The 23,205-nt window shown below is 61.0% G+C and carries 22 protein-coding genes; 14 read left to right on the top strand and 8 right to left on the bottom strand.

All coding sequences use genetic code 11. The features are described 5' to 3' along the window. The first annotated feature begins 29 nt into the window (after nt 1-29). Together M1D68_RS13435 and M1D68_RS13430 are read left to right on the top strand one after the other, a co-directional pair. A complete protein-coding gene (locus M1D68_RS13435) occupies nt 30-389 on the top strand; it encodes a response regulator (RefSeq protein ID WP_457967050.1) in 360 nt (119 codons plus the stop codon). Next, the gene (locus tag M1D68_RS13430; protein ID WP_434559050.1) at nt 386-829 is read left to right on the top strand and encodes an HIT family protein; all 444 of its coding nucleotides are present in this window, start codon (nt 386-388) and stop codon (nt 827-829) included. The genes M1D68_RS13435 and M1D68_RS13430 overlap by 4 nt, the downstream gene beginning before the upstream one ends. Nucleotides 830-848: 19 nt before the next feature. Here M1D68_RS13430 and M1D68_RS13425 read toward each other — a convergent pair whose 3' ends face one another. From M1D68_RS13425 to M1D68_RS13410, 4 genes are all read right to left on the bottom strand, one after another. Then, nucleotides 849-1,718, bottom strand: a complete 870-nt coding sequence (locus M1D68_RS13425) for an AraC family transcriptional regulator (protein WP_434627415.1) — start codon at nt 1,716-1,718, stop codon at nt 849-851. Nucleotides 1,719-1,858: 140 nt separating this feature from the next. Continuing rightward, nucleotides 1,859-2,152 (bottom strand): hypothetical protein, encoded by a 294-nt coding sequence (locus M1D68_RS13420; RefSeq protein WP_434647610.1) that lies wholly within the window; start codon nt 2,150-2,152, stop codon nt 1,859-1,861. A 28-nt stretch (nt 2,153-2,180) separates the two neighbouring features. Further along, nucleotides 2,181-3,209 (bottom strand): alpha/beta hydrolase, encoded by a 1,029-nt coding sequence (locus M1D68_RS13415; RefSeq protein ID WP_457967046.1) that lies wholly within the window; start codon nt 3,207-3,209, stop codon nt 2,181-2,183. Between the two features lie 24 nt (nt 3,210-3,233). After that, nucleotides 3,234-3,575, bottom strand: coding sequence for a cyclophilin-like fold protein (locus M1D68_RS13410; RefSeq protein WP_434647604.1), 342 nt, complete (start codon nt 3,573-3,575; stop codon nt 3,234-3,236). 230 nt (nt 3,576-3,805) lie between these two features. On the opposite strand from M1D68_RS13410, the gene M1D68_RS13405 reads away from it, so the two are divergent. Further along, entirely contained in the window at nt 3,806-4,696 is an 891-nt protein-coding gene (locus M1D68_RS13405) for a LysR family transcriptional regulator (protein ID WP_420763801.1), read from the top strand. A gap of 248 nt (nt 4,697-4,944) precedes the next feature. Here the strand turns inward: M1D68_RS13405 and M1D68_RS13400 are convergent, their stop codons facing one another. Continuing rightward, complete coding sequence (locus M1D68_RS13400) at nt 4,945-5,475, bottom strand: hypothetical protein (protein WP_434647600.1); 531 nt, start codon at nt 5,473-5,475, stop codon at nt 4,945-4,947. Then, nucleotides 5,462-7,351: an RHS repeat domain-containing protein gene (locus M1D68_RS13395; RefSeq protein ID WP_457967043.1), complete on the bottom strand. Its 1,890-nt coding sequence runs from the start codon at nt 7,349-7,351 to the stop codon at nt 5,462-5,464. The genes M1D68_RS13400 and M1D68_RS13395 overlap by 14 nt, the downstream gene beginning before the upstream one ends. Nucleotides 7,352-7,654: 303 nt before the next feature. On the opposite strand from M1D68_RS13395, the gene M1D68_RS13390 reads away from it, so the two are divergent. From M1D68_RS13390 to M1D68_RS13375, 4 genes are read left to right on the top strand one after another with little or no spacing between them, the layout of a single operon-like run. Continuing rightward, the gene (locus M1D68_RS13390; RefSeq protein WP_420763805.1) at nt 7,655-8,137 is read left to right on the top strand and encodes a formate dehydrogenase subunit gamma; all 483 of its coding nucleotides are present in this window, start codon (nt 7,655-7,657) and stop codon (nt 8,135-8,137) included. Beyond that, the gene (locus M1D68_RS13385; protein WP_457967041.1) at nt 8,131-9,690 is read left to right on the top strand and encodes a formate dehydrogenase beta subunit; all 1,560 of its coding nucleotides are present in this window, start codon (nt 8,131-8,133) and stop codon (nt 9,688-9,690) included. The genes M1D68_RS13390 and M1D68_RS13385 overlap by 7 nt, the downstream gene beginning before the upstream one ends. Next, nucleotides 9,687-12,563, top strand: coding sequence for a formate dehydrogenase subunit alpha (fdhF, locus tag M1D68_RS13380; RefSeq protein WP_457967039.1), 2,877 nt, complete (start codon nt 9,687-9,689; stop codon nt 12,561-12,563). The genes M1D68_RS13385 and fdhF overlap by 4 nt, the downstream gene beginning before the upstream one ends. Next, nucleotides 12,560-12,781: a formate dehydrogenase subunit delta gene (locus tag M1D68_RS13375; protein ID WP_445571935.1), complete on the top strand. Its 222-nt coding sequence runs from the start codon at nt 12,560-12,562 to the stop codon at nt 12,779-12,781. Before fdhF ends, M1D68_RS13375 begins: the two co-directional genes overlap by 4 nt. 552 nt (nt 12,782-13,333) lie before the next feature. On the opposite strand, the gene M1D68_RS13370 is transcribed toward M1D68_RS13375, so the two are convergent. Further along, nucleotides 13,334-14,473 (bottom strand): epoxide hydrolase family protein, encoded by a 1,140-nt coding sequence (locus M1D68_RS13370; RefSeq protein ID WP_457967037.1) that lies wholly within the window; start codon nt 14,471-14,473, stop codon nt 13,334-13,336. Between the two features lie 146 nt (nt 14,474-14,619). Here M1D68_RS13370 and tspO point away from each other — a divergent pair, with 146 nt between their 5' ends. Continuing rightward, on the top strand, nt 14,620-15,060 hold the full coding sequence (gene tspO, locus M1D68_RS13365; protein ID WP_457967035.1) for a tryptophan-rich sensory protein TspO: 441 nt from the start codon (nt 14,620-14,622) through the stop codon (nt 15,058-15,060). A 15-nt stretch (nt 15,061-15,075) separates the two neighbouring features. Here tspO and M1D68_RS13360 read toward each other — a convergent pair whose 3' ends face one another. After that, nucleotides 15,076-16,320, bottom strand: a complete 1,245-nt coding sequence (locus tag M1D68_RS13360) for an acyl-CoA dehydrogenase family protein (protein WP_457967033.1) — start codon at nt 16,318-16,320, stop codon at nt 15,076-15,078. Nucleotides 16,321-16,701: 381 nt separating this feature from the next. Here M1D68_RS13360 and sfnG point away from each other — a divergent pair, with 381 nt between their 5' ends. The 6 genes from sfnG to M1D68_RS13330 all read left to right on the top strand — a co-directional run bounded on the left by sfnG (nt 16,702) and on the right by M1D68_RS13330 (nt 23,162). Beyond that, entirely contained in the window at nt 16,702-17,799 is a 1,098-nt protein-coding gene (sfnG, locus tag M1D68_RS13355; RefSeq protein ID WP_457967031.1) for a dimethylsulfone monooxygenase SfnG, read from the top strand. 13 nt (nt 17,800-17,812) lie between these two features. Next, nucleotides 17,813-18,979: an AMP-binding protein gene (locus tag M1D68_RS13350; protein ID WP_457967029.1), complete on the top strand. Its 1,167-nt coding sequence runs from the start codon at nt 17,813-17,815 to the stop codon at nt 18,977-18,979. Further along, nucleotides 18,976-19,758, top strand: coding sequence for an ABC transporter ATP-binding protein (locus M1D68_RS13345; protein WP_457967026.1), 783 nt, complete (start codon nt 18,976-18,978; stop codon nt 19,756-19,758). The genes M1D68_RS13350 and M1D68_RS13345 overlap by 4 nt, the downstream gene beginning before the upstream one ends. A 70-nt stretch (nt 19,759-19,828) precedes the next feature. Then, on the top strand, nt 19,829-20,710 hold the full coding sequence (locus M1D68_RS13340) for a branched-chain amino acid ABC transporter permease (RefSeq protein ID WP_457967024.1): 882 nt from the start codon (nt 19,829-19,831) through the stop codon (nt 20,708-20,710). Nucleotides 20,711-20,719: 9 nt separating this feature from the next. Continuing rightward, nucleotides 20,720-21,787 (top strand): branched-chain amino acid ABC transporter permease, encoded by a 1,068-nt coding sequence (locus M1D68_RS13335; RefSeq protein WP_434559022.1) that lies wholly within the window; start codon nt 20,720-20,722, stop codon nt 21,785-21,787. 49 nt (nt 21,788-21,836) lie between these two features. Beyond that, the gene (locus M1D68_RS13330) at nt 21,837-23,162 is read left to right on the top strand and encodes an ABC transporter substrate-binding protein (RefSeq protein ID WP_457967022.1); all 1,326 of its coding nucleotides are present in this window, start codon (nt 21,837-21,839) and stop codon (nt 23,160-23,162) included. Nucleotides 23,163-23,205 lie beyond the last annotated feature (43 nt).

Here is a 23,205-nt window from a genome sequence, read left to right as displayed (position 1 = left end):
TGCTCGTCGAGGATGAAGGCACAGTCGCCATGCTGATCGAGGAAATGCTCGAAGAGCAGGGGTGCGAGGTGGTGGCCTCCATCCCGCGGCTTGCCATGGCCCGGGAAGCGGCGGGGACGGTTGAGGTCGATCTGGCGATCCTGGACGTCAACCTGGCCGGAGAACGGGTTTTTCCGGTGGCTGAAATCCTTCGTGATCGTAAAATTCCTTTTTTATTCAGCACCGGATACGGCGCCAGCGGCCTGCCCGCCGAGTTTGCCCAGTGCCCGGTGTTGCACAAGCCGTTTTCGGAAAACGAGTTGCAGCGAAAAATCGCGCTGACCCTGCAAGAACGCAACGCCATGCCAGGGCCGATATCGGCGGCTCTGAAACCCAAGGAGCAACCATGAGTCTGCACGGCCAATACGATTCCCAGAACATTTTCGCGATGATCCTTCGTGGCGAAGCACCGGCCTACAAGATCTACGAAGATGACGATGTGCTGGCCTTCCTCGACATCTTTCCCCAGTCCCGGGGCCATGTGCTAGTCATTCCAAAGGGGGCCCAGGCGCGCAATATCCTCGACGTCGACCCGGCAATCCTTGGCAAGATGATGGCAGCGGTACAACGCCTGACCCGCATCATCGTCGACGAGTTGCAACCCGACGGCGTGCAAATCGCCCAATTCAACGGCGCGCCGGCGGGGCAGACGGTCTTTCACATCCATGTGCACATCGTTCCGCGCTGGGAAGGACAGGCGCCTGGCGTACATGGGCAAGGGAAAGCCGATCCGCAGGAGCTTGAGGCGTTGCAGGCGCGGTTGGTGGAGCGGATTCGCTCGAGGGCCTGATGGGGCGTAGTGCTTGTCCTCACCGCAGCGGAACGTACACATCGGTTTGCCATTGATCTCGTGGTGTCTCGGGATAGGCGCTCAGGTAGTGGAAAAACAGCGGCTGGTCACGAAGTTCCTCGCCGCTTGCGGGTAGCCATTCACGGTAGATCGGATAGATCGTTTCGCCGATATGATCAGGCGATCCGGCGTGGCGGACCACTGCGTAGCGACCGCCGGGGATGACCATCGGCTGAACACCGAACGCGTTCGGCGCCACTTCCTCATCAATCTCGCCGCAGATCGCGAAGCGGAAGTCGTGTGGCGGTGTGGTGTCGGGGTTGCCGTAGGGAATGCCAAACGTACGGCTTGATGCCACGGGCGACTGCCCGCTACGCATACGCCATTCGATGAACCGGTCCACGCTTTCGCTGACGAGCCCGGCCGGGCCGCGATGTTCAAGCGCCGCAATCCTGACTTCAGGGAACTCGATGATTCGAACTTGCATAAAGATACTCCGTGAGAAATGGGGGATGGCAAACACCGTACTCCAGACCTGCCAGTTGGGTTTCTTCCTGAACGCGCTTGGCGCCATGCCGAACGCTCGGCCAAACGCTCGACAGAACGCCTCGGGGCTTTTAAAGCCCGCATCCAATGCGGCATCCAGTACCGAGTACCCAGCAAAGGCAACCAATTGATGTGCCGCGCGTCGTAGCCGCATCAGCTGCACATAACGTGAAACGGGCACGCCCATGAACGCCGTGAATTGTCGATGGAAGTGAAACACCGAGAAGTTCGCCACATCACTCAACGTTTTCACCGAGAGATCACCTTCGAGATTGGCGTCGATGTAGGCGAGGACGGCGTCGAAGCGTCTTTTATAGGTGGAGGTCTTTGGCAAGTCGGGCACGGATCAGGGCTCTTGGAAACGGGTCGGGCCTAGAGTCGACTATACGCCGCGAGCCCGCCTAGCCGCTTTTGCTAAAAGAACAGGCGGGGACTACGAACGCGGACGGCAAAAATTACCCCGCCCGCCATTATCACCGCGTGTTACGCGGGTCCGATATGCACGCGGTACCGGATATGTCGATCGAATCGGTCTTCCGGATTTTCATAGGCTTCCAGCTTTTCCAGGAAGCCTATGCGCTCAAGACCGGCCAAGTCCTCTAGCGTCCAGTCAAACGGGAAGTCGCCGGAGAACGTCTTGCCTTGATGTTCAACCCAGTGATTGACCGGGAAGGGCATGTAGCCGAGCCACTCTGATTGATAGGTGATTTCATCAGATTGGCTCGTGGTCACAACGGCTCGGATCAGCTTCTTGATAATTGCTAGGCGTTCGTCCATGGGTTTTTCGAACCTGGTTGCCGATATATCACTTCAGGCTGTTCTGAAAGAAACTCATCAACTTGTCAAACGGAATCAGATCGACCCGATCATAAAGATCCACATGCCCGGCCCCAGGGATGATCACCAGTTCCTTGGGCTGGCCGGCAAGTTTATAGGCCTCTTCGCTGAACTCCCTGGAGTGGGCATCGGCGCCGGCAATGAAGAGCATCGGATGAGGTGAAATGGTCTCGATGTCATTGAGCGGGTAGAAGTTCATGAACTTGATGTTGCTGGTGAGCGTGGGGTGCGTAGTCAAGTCCCTGGACGAGCCGGATGGCGTGAACTCGCCGCGTGGGGTGCGGTAGAAGTCGAAGAATTCGCGTTGGATAGGGTGGGTGTTTTCATCCAGCTTGTGCACCGTACCGCTGGTGTACAGCGTTTCACCGCCGGCGAACTCGACGTTACGCTGCTGCGTTGCCTGAGCGATGATGGCTCGGCGTTGATCGAGCGTCTGGGAATGCTTCAACCCGTTGCGATTGACGCCGCCCATGTCATACATGCTCACGGTGGCGATGGCCTTCATGCGCGGGTCGATCTTGGCGGCACTGATCACGAAGCTGCCGCTGCCACAGATACCGAGGGCGCCAATCCGTTCCTTGTCGACGAAAGGTTGGGCACTGAGATAGTCCACCGCCGCGCTGAAGTCCTCGGCGTAGATATCCGGCGAGACCGCGTTGCGTGGCCGACCCTCGCTTTCGCCCCAGAACGACAGGTCGAGAGAGAGGGTCACGAAGCCTTTTTCCGCCATCTTCGTGGCATATAGATTCGCGCTCTGTTCCTTCACCGCGCCCATTGGATGGCCCACGACAATTGCCGGATTGCTTGTCTTGCCGTTGAGTTTTTTCGGGATGAACAGGTTGCCTGCCACCTTCATCTGGTACTGGTTCCTGAAGCTGACCTTTTTCACGGTCACTTCGTCGCTGGTGTAGAAATTGTCTGCGCCGTTGGACATATCGGCTCCTATCGCTGAAAGAGACGTGACGAAAAGCGTTAATAGGACGAGGATCTTTTTCATGGGTGGACCTGTCGATGCGGGTTATCAATCGTGGGAGAACGTCACTCGCACGGTGCCTGGGCCCAATGCCTGAGCGAGTCCCGAGGTGTCGTTCACGTGACCGAGGCGCGTATAGGCGTAGGTCGAGTCGAAATCCTTGTAGAACATGACCAGGGTGTCCTTGCCGTACAGCATCAGGTCGCCGTTGCGGATGGTTCCCGGCCTGCTCGCCGTGGCGGGCAGCGTTTGGGGGAGGGTGGCGTATTTCTCGTTGCGATTGAGATCGCTCATCTCCAGTGCCAGTGGCGATAGCGCGACAAATCTCTGGGCAGCGGCGTTGTCAGCCACGGTAATGGCGAAACGCTGTTCACCCACGGTCATCCACATTGCCGTTTTCTCCGTGAGGGAAGATGCCAACGCAGCACCGTTGAGCGTTGCGTGATTCGCAAGTACGAGCATGACCAGCAGCAACACAAGCCGGACCGACCTTATCGCCGTTGTGCAGGGGTTCTTTTTCATAGGGGCCATGGTGACCTGCGCACAGTAAAGCGACTAGCTAATGAATGCTTAACAAGGCTATAAGCAAAGCTAATCAAACTGCTTGAAGTGCTTTCGCCATGGTCAAAAGAAATCTCAACGATCTGTTGTCTTTCGTCACCGTGGCGAGGGAGGGCAGCTTCACCCGGGCTGCCGGCGCATTGGGCGTCACCCAATCGGCGCTGAGCCAGGCGATCAGTGGGCTGGAGGCACGCCTGCAGATCCGCCTGCTCACGCGCACCACCCGCAGCGTGTCGCCGACCATTGCGGGGGAGCGCCTGCTGCAGGCCATCGGCAATCGTTTCGATGAGATCGAAGCTGAGCTGGCTATGCTCACGGAAATGCGCGACAAGCCCGCAGGCATTGTTCGCATCACCTGCGGCGACCACGTCTTGCGCACCACTTTGCTGCCGAAACTGACTGGGTTGCTGCATGACTATCCGGACATCAACGTTGAATTTGACGTCAGTTACGGCTTCCGTGACATCGTCGCGGACCGTTTCGATGCCGGGGTACGCTTGGGCGACACCATCGACAAGGACATGGTGGCAGTGCCGATAGGTCCTGAATTGCGAATGGCTGCGGTGGCTGCGCCTGGTTACTTCGACACCCGCGCCATTCCCAAGAGCCCCCGCGACCTGCTCGGCCATCGCTGTATCAACCAGCGCATGCCGACTTCTGGCGGGCTTTATGTCTGGGATTTCGAGCGGCGCGGCAAGCAGGTCAACGTCCGAGTAGACGGCCAGCTCATCTTCAATACCTCGACCCACATCGTTGACGCCGCGTTGGCCGGACTGGGCATTGCGTACCTGCCCGAAGAGGAATTCGAACCGCACCTGGAGGCGGGCCGGCTGGTGCGCGTACTGGAGGATTGGTGCCCACCATTTCCAGGCTACTATCTGTACTATCCCAGCCGACGGCAGCCTTCGCCTGCCTTTACCCTGGTTGCCAATGCATTGCGCAACGTCTGAGAGTAAAACGCTACGCCAGTCAGCCGGAACCTATGCATCGTCTCAAGCGAGGTAGATCGATAGGTCATTTCGGCGCGAGTGTTTTGGTCAGGATGTGTTGCTTTTGTGGCGAGACGGGAGTCCTTTTTTCGCGGAGATCTGTGGGCTGATAAGAACTGTTGTTGCACTGAAACCGGGCGCTCCAATACCTCTAAAGAAACGTTACGGCTTGGAGAAAGCCGTAACGTTAGTGACTCATATACTAGTTCTTATGAGAATCTCGATATCCACCAAGTGATATAGGCTTCAAGGTGATTGTTTGACCATGATATGTATTTCAACCCTTGGTGGTTGGTCAGGTGTTTTACAGTCAGCGCCTCGGATTTACTTGCTGGATACCTTTCAAATACCGTATCTGAAGCTTTTGGGAAGTAGGAAATGGCAAATAATCGTCCATTTATAAAGCTGAATTGCGCGGATCCAGTATCGTTGTCTATTTTATAGTTGGATACTTCAAGTATTTTTAAAGAAAATTTTTTTCGTAGAAGGCCGCTGTTCTTTTCTGAGCTTTCTAGGATTACTGGCTTGTAGCCTTCCGCCTCAAGAAAACTCAATGTCTGATCAACAAAGCTGCAGCTATTTAAGTTGTTTGTTAGCAGAGGTGGAGTGCCCTCGCAAGCAAGTTCAATGTTTACGGGTTCTTTGTATCTGAGTTGAAAGGCAGCAAAAAATACAACCGCTAGAGCAACCAATACTGCTGTTCTTTTCGATATTTTAAGAATGATGTTAATAGTATGCACCTTCAGAGCTTGCCTCTGTCCTTAAAATTCCATTGTTAAGAAATGTCATGCAGCTTTGGGGGCAGTTTTCTGGGGGGTTGTTGCCCTTGGCTGCGCATATACCTGCTTGGTTGTTAAAATCATCCATGGCTCTTTCGCTGGGATTTTGTCCAAAATTGGATATTTCATTTGCCCAGCCTGCGAACTGGCTTACTGTTTCTCCCCAGTTCGATGAGGCGATCATGCAGGATGCAACACAATGTCTATACGCATCTTGAGGCCCATTGTGCATGCCAGGTAATTTACTATTTTGCGCTTCGGTTTCAGCTTTTGTGGACCACTCAAAAATAGATTCCAAGCCTAATGGGTCAACCTGTTTTAGCGGATTGCCATTTACATAGCTGTAGGTGTTCAGTCCGCCCGCCAACCCAATCGGATCACTCTGCACATAGCGTCCAGTTTTAGGGTCGTAATCACGAAAATAGTTATAGTGGAGTCCAGTCTCGACATCGTAGTACTGACCGGGAAAGCGCAGATTGATCTCCAGTTGTCCGCTGGCTTCCTTTGTACCAAATGCATCGGAAACCCATTCCCATACCTTGGTCCGCGCTGCGTTCGTTGCGATTCGAGGTGTGTTGAGGTGATCGCTATGGAGGTAGAACGGGGTGCTGTTTGCTGGCGCGCCTGTTGCGCCGTAGCTCATACTGATCCCGCCCAAGGGCACCCCTTCGAGCCAGATATAAAACTGACTTTTCAGCTTCTTGCCATGCTTATCGAATAAATGCTCGCCAAGGAGTTCGCCATTTAATCCGTAGATGAACGTTGTCGTGCCTTGAGGGGTGATTTTCTGGCTGCGTTGGCCGAGAGCGTTGTAGCGGAACCGAGCCTTGATAACCCCCTTGATTTTCACTTTGCTCAGGCGATTCTGCTCGTCGTAGGAAAACTGACGATTAGCGCGGTCTGCGGTCAGGTTGCCTGCCGCGTCGAAGTCTACCGAGTGGGTGCCTGCCTGCGTCAACCGATTGTTGCTCGCCCCATACCGATAAGACGTGCCAGCGGTGATACGTAACTCGCCGTCAATCAAAGTGCTGAGCTCTTTTCGGGTGCGGTTCCCCGCCGGATCATAAACGTAAGTCATCCGGTTGAAAGCAGTAGATTCCCCTATCAGGCGATCCAGTGAGTCATAGCTGTAGCCATGGTTGTCGACTGAGTCGCGTTGCAATTGAGTCATGTTTCCCTGGCCGTCGTAAGTATAGGTCTTGCTCTGGCCGGCAACGGTTTGAGCGGTCAGCCGGTAGTCCAGATCGTAGGTACGTTGAAGCGTAGCCCCGTTGGCCCAGGTCAGGTTTTTAAGCGGACCGAAAGGTTGATACGTGATGTGACTGGCAAATGCGGTTGGCTGCCCTGTGCCGCGCCGGATCTGCACTTGGCTGATTTGTCCTGCGGTGTTGCGTGAGTAGACGATGCCAAAATCCGCCGGATAGTCGATGCTGCTCAATCGATTGGCGACATCGTATCCATAGCCGATTTGTTCTGGCTGAGTGGCTGTGTTTGCAGGCGCTGTTTGCCGCTGGGCTGTAACGTTGCCTTGGGCGTCGTAGGTGTAATTCAGCACCCCGTTGACATCCTCCACGGCTGTCAGTCGGCCGATGCCTTTGTTACCGGCGGCAATCGAATCGTAGTGGAACTGAACGTCCAATGCCGGGTTCGTCGAATAGCGGCGGGCGGTCAGGCGATTGAGCGCATCGTAGGTAAAAGTCGTGACCACACCACGCGCGTCCACCTGTTGCGTCACGTTGCCTGCGGCATCGTGCTGGTAGTGAGTGGCGCCGCTGTCAGGGCTGTTCACCCGCGTCAGGTTTCCCAGGCCGTCGCTGACAGTCAGGAAAACGGCCAATAGCCACCGATCGCTGTGCGTCGCCTACAATCATTTGTGCATTTGACCTCCTGTGGACGCAGGACAACTTTTCACCCCTGGTCGCTTTCAGAACACGTTTAGTCGTCCATGTGCAATCGCCACCCCCCGGGAGTGGCAAGCTGTGAAGATGCCCCGGACCCAGTGCGCCAAAGACACTTGGCCGGCGAGCAAGAATGGCGATCGGATTTGCCACGTAACCGTGACGTGGGCCGCACGCCGCAGCCAAGACTCCGAACGGCCACCGCCACGCGGCGCTGTCGTTCGAGATGCCGAGGTACGTTTATGCCTGATGAGACGCTTCACCTGCCTCTGATTCACGACGTGCTGGCGCGCAAGAAGGACACCCCTGGTGCCTTGTTGCCCATCCTCCATGCCATCCAGGAAGGGTGCGGGTACGTTCCCGACACCGCCGTCCCTGAAATCGCCCATGCCCTCAACCTCAGCCAGGCTGAAGTGCGCGGGGTGATCAGCTTCTACCATGACTTTCGCACCACGCCACCGGCGCGCCACACCCTGCGCCTGTGCCGGGCCGAGTCGTGCCAGAGCATGGGGGCCGAGGGGCTGGCTGCGCAGTTGCGCGAACAGCTTTCGCTGGATGACCACGGCACCAGCGCCGATGGAGCGATCAGCCTGCGACCCGTCTATTGCCTGGGCGCCTGCGTCTGTTCGCCGGCCCTGGAGCTGGACGGGGAACTGCATGCGCGGCTGACCCCGGAGCGCCTGCGCCAATTGGTGAATGGCTGCCTGGAGGATGGCCCATGCTGACCCTCTGCGTTCCCCGTGATTCAGTGGCCCGCGCCGTCGGTGCGGACAAGGTGGCCGATGCGCTGGTCCGCGAGGCCGAGCGGCGTCAATTGCCCTTGCAGGTGTTGCGCACCAGTTCCCGTGGGCTTTATTGGCTGGAACCGTTGGTGGAGCTGGACACACCTGAAGGACGCTTGGGTTTTGGCCCGGTCACGGTCCAGGACGTACCGGGCCTGCTCGACGCGCTGGCGGGTGATCCTGGTAGCCATCCATCGGCATTGGGATTGGTTGAGCACATTCCCTACCTCAAGAGCCAGCAACGCCTGTTATTTGCCCGTGCCGGCATCACTCAACCTTTGTCCCTCGATGACTACCGCGCCCGGGGCGGGTTCCTTGGCCTGGCCCGGGCGATCCAGACGGATGGCGCCGAGGTGGTCGCCCAGGTGTTCGACTCTGGCCTGCGTGGCCGGGGTGGGGCGGCTTTCCCAGCGGGCATCAAGTGGCGCACCGTGCGCGACGCTCCGGGGCCGCAGAAGTACGTGGTATGCAATGCCGACGAAGGCGACTCCGGCACCTTTGCCGACCGCATGCTGATGGAAGGCGACCCGTTCCTGCTGATCGAAGGCATGATTATCGCCGGCATCGCCGTCGGCGCGACGATGGGTTACATCTACGTGCGCTCGGAATACCCCGACGCCGTCAGCACCTTGAACGAAGCACTGCGCATCGCCCGCGAGGCCGGTTACCTGGGGACCGATGTGGGCGGCAGCGGTCGCGCCTTCGAGCTTGAAGTCCGGGTTGGCGCCGGCGCCTATATCTGTGGTGAGGAAACGGCGCTGCTCGAATCCCTCGAAGGCAAGCGCGGCACGGTGCGCGCCAAGCCGCCGCTGCCGGCATTGCAGGGCCTGTTTGGCTTGCCGACGCTGGTGCACAACGTGGTGACGCTGGCCTCGGTGCCGGTGATCCTGGAGAAGGGCGCGCAATTCTACCGTGATTTCGGCATGGGCCGTTCCCTGGGCACCATGCCGTTCCAATTGGCCGGCAACGTGCGTCGCGGCGGCCTGGTTGAACGGGCGTTCGGCCTGAGCCTGCGCGAATTGGTGGAAGAATATGGCGGCGGCACCGCTAGCGGTCGTCCGCTGAAGGCCGCGCAAGTCGGCGGGCCGTTGGGCGCCTGGGTGCCGCCAGCGCAGTTCGACACGCCATTGGACTACGAGGCGTTCGCCGCCATGGGCGCAATGCTCGGCCACGGTGGCGTGGTGGTCGCCGATGACAGCCTGGACATGGCCAGGATGGCCCGGTTCGCCTTGCAGTTCTGCGCCGAGGAGTCCTGCGGCAAATGCACGCCGTGCCGCATCGGCTCGACCCGTGGCGTCGAGGTGGTGGATCGCCTGCTCGCCAGCACCGATGCCCATGCCCGTCAGGACCAGGCGCTGTTGCTGCAAGACCTGTGCGACACCCTGCAATACGGCTCGCTTTGTGCCCTCGGTGGGATGACGTCCTACCCCGTCGCCAGCGCCCTCAAGCATTTCCCCGCCGACTTCGGTCTGGCGACCTCGGAGGCCGACCAATGATTACCATTTTCGATCCAGCCAGCGACATCGACCTGGGCACCCCGGCCCGCGAAAGCGACGTGCAGGTCAGCCTGACCATCGACGGGCGCGAAATCAGGGTTCCGTCCGGCACCTCGGTGATGCGCGCGGCGGCCCTGCTCGGCACCACCATCCCCAAACTGTGCGCCACCGACAGCATGGAAGCCTTCGGCTCCTGCCGCATGTGCCTGGTGGAAATCGACGGCATGCGCGGCTATCCGGCCTCGTGCACGACGCCGGTGACCGACGGCATGGTGGTCCGCACGCAAACGTCCAAGCTCGCCACGCTGCGCCGCAACGTGATGGAACTGTACATTTCCGACCACCCGCTGGACTGCCTGACATGCCCGGCCAACGGCAACTGCGAACTGCAGACTGTGGCGGGGCAGGTGGGTTTGCGTGAGGTGCGCTACGGCTACGAAGGGGCCAATCACCTGGCCGAAGCCAAGGATGTATCCAACCCGTATTTCGATTACGACCCGAGCAAGTGCATCGTCTGCAGTCGCTGCGTGCGCGCATGCGAAGAAATCCAGGGCACCTTCGCCCTGACCATCAGCGGGCGCGGCTTCGACTCCCGAGTAGAAGCGGCTGGCGGCGAGAATTTCCTCGATTCCGAATGCGTGTCCTGCGGCGCCTGCGTCCAGGCCTGCCCGACGGCCACACTGATCGACAAAAGCGTCGTGGAGATCGGCCAGCCGGAACGCAGCGTTGTCACCACCTGCGCCTATTGCGGCGTGGGTTGTTCGTTCCGCGCCGAGATGAAAGGCGAACAACTGGTGCGCATGGTCCCGGACAAGAACGGCCAGGCCAACCACGGCCACTCCTGCGTCAAGGGCCGCTTCGCCTGGGGCTACGCCACGCACCCGGACCGCATCACCAAGCCGATGATCCGCAAGCACATCAGCGACCCGTGGCAGGAAGTCAGCTGGGATGAGGCGGTCACCTACGCCGCCAGCGAACTGCGGCGCATCCAGCTCAAGTACGGGCGCGATTCCATCGGCGGCATCACCTCCAGCCGTTGCACCAACGAAGAAACCTACCTGGTGCAGAAACTGGTGCGCACCGCGTTCGGCAACAACAACGTCGACACCTGCGCCCGGGTCTGCCATTCGCCGACCGGCTATGGCCTCAAGCAAACCTTGGGCGAGTCCGCCGGCACGCAGAATTTCGACTCGGTGATGAAGGCCGACGTCATCCTGGTGATGGGCGCCAACCCTACCGATGCACACCCGGTGTTCGGCTCCCAGCTCAAGCGTCGCTTGCGCCAGGGCGCACGTCTGATTGTCATCGACCCACGGCGCATCGACCTGGTGGATTCACCCCACGCCCGCGCCGAGCTGCATTTGCAACTGCGTCCAGGCACCAACGTGGCGATGCTCAACGCGTTGGCCCATGTGATCGCTACCGAGGGCTTGATTAACCAACCCTTTGTCGAGGCCCGTTGCGAGGCGACGGATTTCGCCCGCTGGCGCGATTTCGTCAGCCTGCCGGAAAATGCCCCCGAAGTCGTCGGCCCTGTCTGCGGCGTGCCTGCCGAGCAGATCCGCGCCGCCGCAAGGGTCTACGCCACGGGCGGCAACGCGGCCATCTACTATGGCCTCGGCGTCACCGAACACAGCCAGGGCAGCACGTCGGTGATGGGCATTGCCAACCTGGCCATGGCCACCGGCAATATCGGTCGCGAAGGCGTCGGGGTGAACCCGTTGCGTGGGCAGAACAACGTCCAGGGCTCTTGCGACATGGGCTCCTTTCCCCACGAACTGCCCGGCTACCGGCACATCTCCAACGAAACGGTGCGCGCCCAGTTCGAACAGGCTTGGAACGTGACCCTGCAACCCGATCCGGGCCTGCGCATCCCGAACATGTTCGAGGCGGCGCTGGACGGCACCTTCAAGGCGCTTTACTGCCAAGGCGAGGACATCGCCCAGAGCGACCCCAATACCCAGCACGTCACCGCTGCCCTGACCGCCCTTGAATGCGTGATCGTCCAGGACATCTTCCTCAACGAAACGGCCAAGTTCGCCCACGTGTTCCTGCCGGGCAGCTCGTTTCTGGAAAAGGACGGCACCTTCACCAATGCCGAGCGCCGCATTTCCCGCGTGCGCAAGGTGATGGAACCGTTGGCCGGCAAGGCCGATTGGGAAGCCACCGTCGCCCTGGCCGATGCCCTGGGCTACAAAATGGACTACCGCCATCCCTCGGAAATCATGGATGAAATCGCCCGTTTGACGCCGACCTTCAGCCGCGTCAGCTACGCCGAACTGGAGCGTCATGGCAGCCTGCAATGGCCGTGCAACGACGCCGCGCCGGACGGCACGCCGACCATGCACATGGAGGCGTTCGTGCGGGGCAAAGGGCGTTTCATGCTCACCGGCTACGTGCCCACCGACGAAAAGGTCAACGGCCGTTATCCGCTATTGCTGACCACCGGGCGCATCCTCAGCCAGTACAACGTCGGCGCCCAGACCCGGCGCACCGACAACGTCGCCTGGCACGAGGAAGATCGCCTGGAAATCCACCCGACCGACGCCGAGAACCGCGGTATCGCCGAAGACGATTGGGTCGGCATCAGCAGCCGCGCCGGGCAGACCGTGCTGCGGGCCAAGGTCACCGAGCGGGTGGCGCCGGGCGTGGTCTACACCACGTTCCACTTCCCCGAATCCGGCGCCAACGTGATCACCACCGACAACTCCGACTGGGCCACCAACTGCCCGGAATACAAGGTCACGGCGGTGGAAATCGTGCGGGTCAGCCAGCCTTCGGAATGGCAGAAGCGGTATCAGGCCTTCAGCGACGAACAACGCCGCTTGCTCAAGGAGCGCCGTCAAGGGGAAAAGGCCGAGGTGCGTCGATGAGCGCTCAGAACCTGATCAAAATGGCTAACGAGATCGCCCGGTATTTCGCCACCGAGCCTGACCACGCCCTGGCGGTGAACGGCGTTCGGCAGCACATCAAGAACTTCTGGACACCAGGCATGCGCCGGGACCTGGGGGCGTGGCAGGAGAAATATCCGGATGCGGTGCTGCATCCGTTGGTGTTGGCGGCGTTGAAAGAGCCGGAGGAGGCGGCCTGACGCACAACCCCGACGGGAGCAAGCAATCCCCGTGGCGAGGGAGCTTGCTCCCGCTCGGTGGCGCAGCCGCCGCAAAACCGGGCGCTGCGGTGTGCCTGGAGAAATGGAGTCGCCGATTTAGGGCCGCTTCGCAGCCCAGCGGGAGCAAGCTCCCTCGCCACGGGTGCAACGCTGCTTGGTCACAGGCCCGACGCGAAACCTGTGGGAGCGAGCTTGCTCGCGATGACATTCGATCAATCAATATTTTCACTGGCTGACACGGCGCCGTCGCGAGCAAGCTCGCTCCCACAGTGCTGTTTGCTTCGAGATCGCGTCGTTCGATGACGCCGGTTACGTCCATCGCCCCCAGCCCCACAACCGACCTGTAGAACGCCCCCATCCCCGTGGCGAGGGAGCTTGCTCCCGCTCGGTGGCGCAGCCGCCGCAAAACCGGGCGATGCGGTGTGTCTGGAGAAATGGAGTCGCTGATGTGGGGCCGCTTCGCAGCCCAGCGGGAGCAAGCTCCCTCGCCACGGGTCGTCATTTCCTACGAGATTTTCGGACCGCCTTGGCTTATCGCAAGTCCCGGAAAAATGCCCGAATATCCTCCGCCAACAACTCAGGCTGCTCCAACGCCGCAAAGTGACCGCCCCGGGGCATCTGTGTCCAACGCTGAACGTTGTAGCCTCGCTCCACCCAGCTTCGTGGTGGCAGCGGCAACTCCCAGGGAAACAGCGCGACCCCCAACGGCGGCTTTATTCGCTCACCGCTGGCAAGCACCAGAGGCCGGCGACTGCCTTCCACATACGGGCGAAACGACGAGCCAATGCAGTTGGTCAGCCAATAAAGCGTCACATTGGTCAGCAGCCATTCGCGATCGATGGGGGCGCTCGGATCGCACCACGACAGAATCTTTTCGCCCATCCAGGCCAGCAATCCAGCAGGTGAGTCGTTCAAGCCCACGGCCAGGCTTTGCGGCTTGGTTCGCTGGATATGCGCATAGGCACCTTCGGCTTCGCTGAACGCCGCGGCGCGTTGCAGGAATTTGGTTTCTTCTTCGCTCGGAGGCGGGTCGGTTTCGCCCAGCGGCGGGCGGTACGCGCCGGGAATGTAGTTGAGGTGGATGCCGGTCAGACGCTCGGCAAAGCGCACGCCCAACCAACTGGTGACAGCCGCGCCCACATCGCCGCCCTGGGCACCGAACCGCTCGTAACCTAGCCCGGTCATCAGCTCGCTCCATAACCCGGCCGCTTCATAAGGCCCGCACCCGGTTTGCATGAACGGCGCCGAAAAGGTGTAGCCCGGCAAGGACGGTACCACCACATCAAAAGCATCGACCGGGTCGCCGCCATGGCTGGCGGGGTCCGTCAGCAGCTCGATGATGCGCTGCATCTCGATGAACGAGCCGGGCCAGCCGTGGGTAAGCACCAGCGGCATCGGATTGGGCCCGATGCCGCGCTGGTGGACGAAGTGAATCTCTTGCTCGCCCAAGGTGGCGACGAAGTGCGGCAGGCGATTGAGCGCCGCTTCCTGGGCCCGCCAGTCGAAGTTTGTCGACCATTGGGCGAGCAGATCGCGCAGCACGTCCGCGTCCATGCCTTCGCTCCAGCCCACGCCGGCCAAGGGCTCTGGCAACCGGGTGCGACGCAGGCGATCATGCAGGTCGTCAAGCGCGCTGTCAGGGACGGCGATGGAGAAAGGTCGGACGAACATGTTTTGCTCCAGACGGGTGGTTTATTGAATTTATCAGACCGCCGTCGAGTCTTTGAAAAATGGACACCGCAACGGATCGGCGACCAGTCGCTGCCTGCCGACGTATTCCATTACCTCAGACAGCTGACACCAGCTAAGGACGGACAATGACCTTCTTTATTTTTCTCATCGCCTGCTGTGCTGCTGCGAGTACTGGCGTCATTTTCAAACCGGGCCAATGGTACGAATCCCTCGTCAAACCCAGCTTCACACCGCCCAACTGGATGTTCCCGGTGGCCTGGTCGATTATTTACCTGCTGCTTGCCTGGGCAGGGTACCGCTTGAGCCTGATGCCGGGAAGCCAGTTGGTCTTGGCGCTGTGGGCGGCGCAAATTGCGCTCAACACGTTATGGACGCCGGTGTTTTTCGGGGCGCATCAGATTCTCGCCGGCATGATGATTATCACGCTGCTCTGGTTGGTCGTGGCCGCGATGGTGGTATTGGCGTTGCGCCTGGACGTGATCACCGGGTTGATTCTGTTTCCCTACCTGGCGTGGCTATGCGTGGCTGCTGCGCTGAACTTCACCATTCTGCGCAACAACCGTTGACGGCGAGCGGCGAAATCAACGCTGCTTTGATCCCCCACCAATCTGCCAGACATACGGCGGCTCCGTCCCATTGATCTCCCAATCCCCAATGATCCGTTCCTTGTAGATCAGTGGGTTGTGTGAAGCCGCCGTGCGGGCGTTGCGCCAGTGGCGGTCGAGGGCTTTGCCGGTGCTGGTGGCGGAAGCGCCGAGGGCGTTGAAAAGGTCGCTGGTGGCCCGCAGCGTCAGGTCGGCGACCACCACTTGGGCCTGGGCCGACTCGAGTTCGGCGAGGATGTTGGCGGTGTGCTCGGCTTCGGTGTCCTGGCCGAAGCGGCTTTCATAGGCTCGCTGCGAGGCGCTGGCGGCGCGCAGGGTCGTGGCTTCGGCGGCGTAGACCTGGGCCGACGCCTTGCCGATCACTTGCTGGACCTGGACGTCCTGGCTCACTTCGCTGGCGTTGCCGGTGCTGAACACGCGGGTGCGTTGACGCACGTGTTCGCTGAAGTCTTGGACGGCGGCGCGGCCGGCGCCCGTCTGCACGGCGAGCAGGACCAGTTGATAGAACGCGGTCTGGTATTTGAAACGGGTGGAAAAATCGATGAGGTTTTCAGCCTCCACCACGGCGTTGTCGAACACCGATGTGCCGCTGCCGGTGGTGCGCTGGCCGAAACCGTCCCAGTCATCGCTTTGCTTGACGCCCGGTTGGTGGACACTGACGGCGGCGATCACGTCGGCGCCGTTGTCGTCGCGCTGGGCATACAGGTCGATCCAGTCGGCGAAGATACTGCCGGTGCTGTAGTACTTGGTGCCGTTGGCCACCCATTGCTCGCCCTGGCGGGATACGCGGGTGATGACCTGGCCGAGTTTCACCGCGCCGATTTCGGTCCAGGCGTTGCCCACCAGGTCACCGTCGACGAAGCGCTTGAACCAGACGTCTTGCGGGCTGCTGGCGTGGGCATTGAGACGGTCCTCGACAAAGGCGAAGTGGCCACGCAGCGCCTGGGGCAGGTTGGAGTCGGCTTCGGCCAGTTCGATCAGCAAGTGCAACAGCTGCGGCAACGACGCCCCGGCACCACCGAATTCGACCGGAACCCGTACGGCGCCGAAGCCCGCTTCCTTCAGCCATTTCACCTGTTCGAACGGCAGGCTGCGTGACTGTTCGCGTTCCAGGGCGCCGGCCTGGATACGCGCGAAGATCGGCCGGAACCGCTCGGCCAGGGCTTCATAGTTGGCGCCAGTGGAGAGAACGGGTGGCAAGTGTTGTTGCTGTGCGGTCATGGCGATGTTCCTTTTGAGGACGAGAGGGCGGGCAGGGTGAAAGCCTGCCGTTGCCGACAGCCATTGCACGCTCCATGCCCGGTGCTTGAAGCCAACGAAAACGGGGCGTTCGCGGGGTTTTCCAGCACAAAAGCTGTCGTCCTGCGGGCAATCTGTCCGGCGACTGTGCGCCAGGCAACAGTCAGTCCTTTGGGCAGCGGTACGCCGGGTGTTGGCTGGGCAACAGCGATCCAACAGCCTGCCTGTCGCACGACAGACATGAAAATCAGATAAATAACTAACCCGTTGAAAATAAATGAGAAATATAAGTGGCACGGTTGCTGCTCTAGCCGTTGTACAGAGGCGACGACGCCTACATCCAACGAGCTGGGAGTACACGCAATGAGCCAGGACCCGATCAAGTTTGCCTACTGGGTGCCTAACGTCAGCGGCGGGCTGGTGGTCAGCAAGATCCCGCAGCGCACTGACTGGGGCATCGATTACAACCGCAAGCTGGCGCAGATCGCCGAGGCTGCCGGTTTTGACTATGCGCTGACCCAGATTCGTTTCACCGCCGGCTACGGCGCCGAATACCAGCACGAATCGGTGGCGTTCAGTCACGCGCTGCTGGCGGCTACCACGCGCCTTAAAGTCATTGCAGCAGTGTTGCCGGGGCCGTGGACGCCTTCGGTGCTGGCCAAGCAGATCGCAACCATCGACCAACTCACCGACGGCCGCGTAGCGATCAACGTGGTCTCCGGCTGGTTCAAGGGCGAATTCACCGCCATCGGCGAACCCTGGCTGGAGCACGACGAACGTTATCGCCGCTCCGAGGAATTCATCACCACGCTCAAGGGCATCTGGACCACCGACAACTACACCTTTCGCGGTGATTTCTATCGTTTCAACGGCTACACCCTCAAGCCCAAACCGCTGCAACAGCACCCGGAGATTTTCCAGGGCGGCAGCTCCCGGGCCGCGCGGGACATGGCCGCTCGGGTGTCCGACTGGTACTTCACCAACGGCAACACGGTGGAAGGGGTCAAGGCCCAGGTCGATGACCTGCGGGCCAAAGCGGCGGCCAACAACCACACGGTCAAGGTCGGCGTGAATGCTTTCATCATCGCCCGCGACACCGAGGAAGAAGCTCGCGCGGTGCTGGCCCAGATCATCGACCAGGCCGACCCCGAAGCCGTCAACGCGTTTGGCGATGCGGCCAAGCAGGCCGGCAAGGCCAGCCCGGAAGGCGAGGGCAACTGGGCCAAGTCCAGCTTTGAAGACCTGGTGCAGTACAACGATGGCTTCAAAACCAACCTCATCGGCACGCCCCAGCAAATCGCCGAGCGCATCGTGGCGTTGAAAGCCGTGGGTGTGGATCTGGTGCTCGCCGCGTTCCTGCACTTCCACGAAGAAGTGGAGTACTTCGGCCAACGAGTCTTGCCGCTGGTGCGTGAGTTGGAGCAGCAGAAAGTCACGGTCAAAACGGCGGCGGTCGCCTAGGCGCGGAGGCAGCATGGGCAAGCTCACCGATACCCTCGACACGTTGCCGCATTGGCTGCATAGACAAGCGCTCGAGCATGGCACGGACGTCGCGCTGCGCCACAAGCACTTGGGCATTTGGCAAGTGCGGACCTGGGAGCAAGTGGCCGATGAGGTGCAGAGCTTGGCGGGTGCGCTGCAAGCACGGGGGTTCTCGGTGGGCGCGACCCTGACGATCATCAGCCGTCCGACGCCGCAAGCGATCGTGGCGGCGTTGGCGGCGCAATGGCTGGGCGGCGCCGCGAGTTTGTTCGATCCCTTGGACGCACCCGCCGGGCAGATCGCACTGCTCGGCGAATTGCAGCCGGATTTCGTACTGGCCCAAGGGCACGAAGAGTTGTTGCGCCTGGGCGCGGCGCAGGTGACGCCCCGCGTGCTGATCTACCTGGACGGGCGCGGGCTGTCGGGCTCGGGGCCGTTTGACCGGGCGTTGGATTACGCCACGTTGATGGGTTCGAAAGCATTCACTGACACGGTTCCGCTGGCCCACGCGCAACAAACGGCTTTGGTCTTTTTCCGGCGCAGCCAACAAGCCACCGAAGCACAACGCATCCGCCACACCGAACTGCTGCAACACGGACGCCACTTGGTACAGCGCGAAGGCTTGGGTCGATACGAAGAAGCGCTAGCGGCCCGGGGATTTGCCTCGGCCGGCCAGGCGCGGTACCTGCTCGCGCCCTGGCTGATCGCCGGTTTCCGCTTGAATTTTCCGGAAAACCTCGCGACCCGTGATCGCGATCGGCGTGAGCTGGGTCCGACGCTGGTGGCCGGCACGCGGGAGACCTATGAGCGTTTGCATGGCTACGCACTGGAGCGCCTGCCACCGCCGGGCGATCGCGCCCGCAGGTTGGTGGATTGGGCCTTGGCGGCACGTCCGGGCGCGTTGCGGCGGTTCGTCGGCCATTGGCTGGTTCGTCGGCCCCTGCGGGATGTATTGGGTTTTTCACGGACCCATGCGCCGCTGGTGGTGGGGGATGCCTTGCGGCCCGAGACCCAGGCGTTTTTCGAATCCGTGGGTATCAAGGTCCGTCGGTGGGGGGATTCGACTGAATGGGAAGTGCCGTCGAGTTCGCCGGGGTCCGTTGCGAATGGACAGGATGAGCCTCATACACAACGCGTCTGGAAGGAGGCGACTACATGACACAAACGGCCGCCACGCACCTGCTGGAGCTGGACAATATCTCGCTGTCGTTCAAAGGCGTCAAAGCGGTCACCGGCATCAGCTTTCGCGTCGCCGCTGGCGAGATCTGCGCCCTGATCGGCCCGAACGGCGCCGGCAAGAGTTCGTTGCTTAACATCATCAGCGGTGTCTACCAACCCCAGGAAGGACGCATACGTTTCGACAACCGCGAGCGTCGTCGCATGCGTGCCCACGACGTGGCGGTGCGTGGCGTTGCCCGGACCTTCCAGAACATCGCGCTGTTCAAGGGCATGAACGTGCTCGACAACGTGCTCACCGGACGCAACCTCAAGCGCCGCAGTACGTGGATCGAACAGGCATTGCGCCTGGGGCGGGCCGGTCGCGAGGACGACAGCCAGCGCGAAGCGGCCGAACGGATCATCGCGTTCATGCAGTTGCAGCCGTGGCGCGACGCGTTGGTGGGCACCTTGCCCTACGGCTTGCAGAAACGCGTGGAGCTGGCCCGGGCCCTGGCGGCGGAGCCCCGATTGTTGCTTCTGGATGAGCCGATGGCCGGGATGAACGCCGACGAGAAGCAACAGATGAGCCGTTTCATCATCGACATCAACCGGGAGCTGGGCACGACGGTGCTGCTGATCGAACACGACATTGGCGTCGTCATGAACATCAGCGATCACGTGGTGGTGCTCGACTACGGTCGCAAGATCGGCGACGGCTCGCCCGAAGCAGTACGGAACAACCCGGAGGTCATTTCGGCCTACCTCGGCACGCGACACTGATTTTTTTGAGATTCGACGCCTTCCCGTCCGGGAGGGCCGGCAGGTTGCGCCCGCAAAACAGGAAAACGCGATGGAATTTTTCTTTGAAGTATTGATTGGCGGATTGCTCGCCGGGGTGATGTACGCCTTGGTGGCCATCGGTTTCGTGCTGATCTACAAGGCCTCCGGGGTGTTCAATTTCGCCCAGGGCGCGATGGTGCTGTTTTCCGCGCTGACCTTCGTCAGCCTGCTGGAGCGGGGCGTGCCGTTCTGGCTGGCGTTTCTTATCAGCCTGGCGGCGATGTTGCTGATTGCCGTGGCGGTGGAGCGCGTGGTGCTGCGCCCGCTGGTCAATCGCTCGCCGATCACGCTGTTCATGGCGACCCTGGGGCTTTCCTACGTCATCGAAGGTTTCGCCCAGGCGCTGTGGGGGACGCAAGTGCACGGGCTGGACCTGGGCATCAGCGATGAGCCGCTGGAGCTGGGCGGAATGCTGCTGTCGCAATTCGACATTTTCGCCGCGCTGACCGCCGCGTTGTTGGTGGCGCTGTTGTCCTGGCTGTTCAACAAGACCCGGCTCGGATTGGCGCTGCGGGCCGTGGCCGATGATCCCTTGGCGGCATTGGCGGTGGGCATCCGCTTGCAGCGGGTGTGGGTGGTGGTGTGGTCGGTGGCGGGCTTCGTCGGCCTGGTCGCCGGCCTGCTCTGGGGCGCTCGGCTGGGGGTGCAGTTCTCGCTGTCGCTGGTGGTGCTCAAGGCGCTGCCGGTGTTGATCATCGGCGGCTTCACCTCGATCAGTGGGGCGATTGTCGGCGGGTTGATCATCGGCGCCTCGGAGAAACTGGCGGAGGTGTACCTGGGGCCGATCATCGGCAGCGGCATCGAGAACTGGTTTCCCTATGGGCTGGCGCTGCTGTTCCTGCTGGTGCGTCCGGCGGGGCTGTTTGGCGAACGCGCCATCGAACGGGTCTAGGAGAACAATATGATTTATCGAGAAGCAGGCCAGTTCAACAGCCGTTATGCCGAAGATCGCCGTAGCTTCCCCTTGCGCCAGGATCGCCATGGGCTCGCGGCGCTGCTGGCGGTTGCCTTTGTCGTGGTGCCGTGGGTGGGGAACGACTACTGGCTCAGCGCAATCCTCATCCCTTTCCTGGTGCTGTCCCTGGCCGGGCTGGGGCTGAATTTTCTCACCGGCTACGCCGGGCAATTGTCCCTCGGTTCTGCGGCGTTCATGGCCGTGGGGGCGTTTGCCACTTACAACCTTGAAGTGCGTGTCTACGGTTTGCCGTTATTGATCAGCATCGCCCTGGGCGGGCTGGCGGCGGCGTTGGTGTCCGCGCTGTTCGGCCTGCCGAGCCTGCGGATCAAGGGCTTTTATTTGCTGGTCTCGACCTTGGCGGCGCAGTTCTTCGTTGGCTGGGCGCTGACGCGGTTTGGCTGGTTTTCCAATAACAGCGCGTCGGGGGTGATCAGCGCGCCGCGCCTGGACATCTTCGGTGTGAACCTGGATGCGCCGGCCGGTCGTTATCTGTTGACCCTGACCGTGGTGGTGGCGCTGTTCTGGCTGGGCAAGAACCTGGTGCGCAGCGAATTGGGACGCCAGTGGATGGCCGTGCGCGACATGGACACGGCCGCGGCGGTGATCGGCATCCCCCTGGCGAAAACCAAGCTGCTGGCCTTTGCCCTCAGCGGGTTTTACCTCGGCGTGGCCGGCGCGCTGTGGGCTTTCGCTTACCTGGGCACCGTCGAGCCCCATGGCTTCGATCTCAATCGCTCATTCCAGATCCTGTTCATCATCATTATTGGTGGCCTCGGCAGCCTGTTGGGCAACTTGCTCGGGGCGGCCTTCATCGTCCTCTTCCCGGTGCTGCTGTCCAACCTGGTGTCGCTGCTGCCCGGCGGGCTGATCGATGCCGGCCAGGTGGAGAACCTGCAAAAGATGTTTTTTGGCGCCCTGATCATCCTGTTCCTGATCAAGGAGCCAGAGGGCCTTGCGCGCCTCTGGCAACGTTTTCGCGAGCGTGCGCGGCTGTGGCCGTTGCGCTACTGAACAGCTCCCTCCCGTTGGTTCTCTGTGGCTTCATAACAAGGAAAATCCGATGTCCAAACGATCGATCGCCAGCGGCCTCGCGCTGGCCCTGACCCTCACCGCCGCAGCGTTCTGCGTCCAGGCGGGCGATGAACAATACTTTCCGCTGCAAAGCTATCGCGTCGGTCCCTACGCTGCCGGCGGCACCGGTTTTTTCGGTGGCTTTATCGACTACCTCAAGTATGTCAACGCCAATGGCGGCGTAAACGGAGTGAAACTGACCTGGAGCGAGTGCGAAACCGAGTACGTGGTGGAGAAGGGCGTCGAGTGCTACGAACGCCTAAAGAAAGGCTTGAACGGCGCGCCTGCGGCCGCCACCAACCCGCTGTCGGTGGGCATCGCCTACGCCACGCTGGACCGCTCGACGGCCGACAAATTGCCGCTGATCACCATCAACCACGGCCGCACGGACTCCACCGACGGTAGCGTGTTTCCCTACGTCTTCCCGTTGCAATTGAACCCGTATTCCGAAGTGTCGGCGATCATCAACTACATCGGCCAGCGCGCCGGCGGGCTGGATAAGCTCAAGGGCTTGAAGATCGTCACCCTGTACCACGGCTCCCCGTACGGCAAGGAAACCAACGAGGTATTGCAGACCCTGGCGGACAAGTACGGCTTTGCCCTGACCTTGCTGGAGGTGCCGCATCCGGGCAACGAGCAACAATCGCAGTGGCTGAACATCCGTCGGGAAAAACCCGATTGGGTGATCCTGCGCGGCTGGGGTGTGATGAACCCGGTGGCGCTGAAATCCGCGCAGAAAGTCGGTTTTCCTGCGGACCACATCATCGGCAATATCTGGAGCAACTCCGAGGACGATGCAGCGCCGGCCGGTGCCGCCGCCAAGGGTTTCATCGCCATCACCACGCACCCTTCCGGCACCGATTTCCCGGTGCTGCAAGGCATCAAGAAGGACGTGGTCGACGCAGGCCACGGCGACTTGGCGGACCCCAAGCGTTTCGGCACGGTGTATTACAACCTGGGCGTGGTCAACGGCATCCTCAACGTCGAGGCCCTGCGCATCGCCCAGCAGAAGTTCGGCCAACAACCGTTGACCGGCGAGCAGGTGCGCTGGGGCTTCGAGAACCTCAGGCTGGATGACGCCCGTCTGAAGGAGCTAGGCGCGTTAGGGCTGGTGCAGCCGTTGCAGTTGTCCTGCTCGGACCATGAAGGGGGCGGCGCGGTGCGCTTCCAGCAGTGGGACGGTACGCAATGGAAACTGGTCAGCGACTGGGTACAGGCCGACCGCGCCTTGCTGCGGCCGATCATCGAAGCCTCGTCGCACCAATACGCTCGGGAAAAAGGCATCACGCCGCGCGATTGCAGCAAGGAATCCTGAATTATTTGTTGCGACCAGGCGCTTGCGTCCGGTCGCTTTTGCG

Source organism: Pseudomonas sp. R4-84 (genome assembly GCF_054130985.1).
The sequence above is the reverse complement of the archived record's forward strand: the minus strand, read 5'-3'. Positions and strand labels throughout refer to the sequence as shown.

What these genes read in the sequence shown, in the direction of transcription:
- M1D68_RS13435 (WP_457967050.1), top strand. Translation starts at nt 30, where the DNA reads ATGCTGATCGAGGAAATGCTCGAAGAGCAGGGGTGCGAGGTGGTGGCC.
- M1D68_RS13430 (WP_434559050.1), top strand. Translation starts at nt 386, where the DNA reads ATGAGTCTGCACGGCCAATACGATTCCCAGAACATTTTCGCGATGATC.
- M1D68_RS13420 (WP_434647610.1), bottom strand. Translation starts at nt 2,152, where the DNA reads ATGGACGAACGCCTAGCAATTATCAAGAAGCTGATCCGAGCCGTTGTG.
- M1D68_RS13415 (WP_457967046.1), bottom strand. Translation starts at nt 3,209, where the DNA reads ATGAAAAAGATCCTCGTCCTATTAACGCTTTTCGTCACGTCTCTTTCA.
- M1D68_RS13410 (WP_434647604.1), bottom strand. Translation starts at nt 3,575, where the DNA reads ATGTGGATGACCGTGGGTGAACAGCGTTTCGCCATTACCGTGGCTGAC.
- M1D68_RS13405 (WP_420763801.1), top strand. Translation starts at nt 3,806, where the DNA reads ATGGTCAAAAGAAATCTCAACGATCTGTTGTCTTTCGTCACCGTGGCG.
- M1D68_RS13390 (WP_420763805.1), top strand. Translation starts at nt 7,655, where the DNA reads ATGCCTGATGAGACGCTTCACCTGCCTCTGATTCACGACGTGCTGGCG.
- M1D68_RS13385 (WP_457967041.1), top strand. Translation starts at nt 8,131, where the DNA reads ATGCTGACCCTCTGCGTTCCCCGTGATTCAGTGGCCCGCGCCGTCGGT.
- fdhF (WP_457967039.1), top strand. Translation starts at nt 9,687, where the DNA reads ATGATTACCATTTTCGATCCAGCCAGCGACATCGACCTGGGCACCCCG.
- M1D68_RS13375 (WP_445571935.1), top strand. Translation starts at nt 12,560, where the DNA reads ATGAGCGCTCAGAACCTGATCAAAATGGCTAACGAGATCGCCCGGTAT.
- M1D68_RS13370 (WP_457967037.1), bottom strand. Translation starts at nt 14,473, where the DNA reads ATGTTCGTCCGACCTTTCTCCATCGCCGTCCCTGACAGCGCGCTTGAC.
- tspO (WP_457967035.1), top strand. Translation starts at nt 14,620, where the DNA reads ATGACCTTCTTTATTTTTCTCATCGCCTGCTGTGCTGCTGCGAGTACT.
- M1D68_RS13360 (WP_457967033.1), bottom strand. Translation starts at nt 16,320, where the DNA reads ATGACCGCACAGCAACAACACTTGCCACCCGTTCTCTCCACTGGCGCC.
- sfnG (WP_457967031.1), top strand. Translation starts at nt 16,702, where the DNA reads ATGAGCCAGGACCCGATCAAGTTTGCCTACTGGGTGCCTAACGTCAGC.
- M1D68_RS13350 (WP_457967029.1), top strand. Translation starts at nt 17,813, where the DNA reads ATGGGCAAGCTCACCGATACCCTCGACACGTTGCCGCATTGGCTGCAT.
- M1D68_RS13345 (WP_457967026.1), top strand. Translation starts at nt 18,976, where the DNA reads ATGACACAAACGGCCGCCACGCACCTGCTGGAGCTGGACAATATCTCG.
- M1D68_RS13340 (WP_457967024.1), top strand. Translation starts at nt 19,829, where the DNA reads ATGGAATTTTTCTTTGAAGTATTGATTGGCGGATTGCTCGCCGGGGTG.
- M1D68_RS13335 (WP_434559022.1), top strand. Translation starts at nt 20,720, where the DNA reads ATGATTTATCGAGAAGCAGGCCAGTTCAACAGCCGTTATGCCGAAGAT.
- M1D68_RS13330 (WP_457967022.1), top strand. Translation starts at nt 21,837, where the DNA reads ATGTCCAAACGATCGATCGCCAGCGGCCTCGCGCTGGCCCTGACCCTC.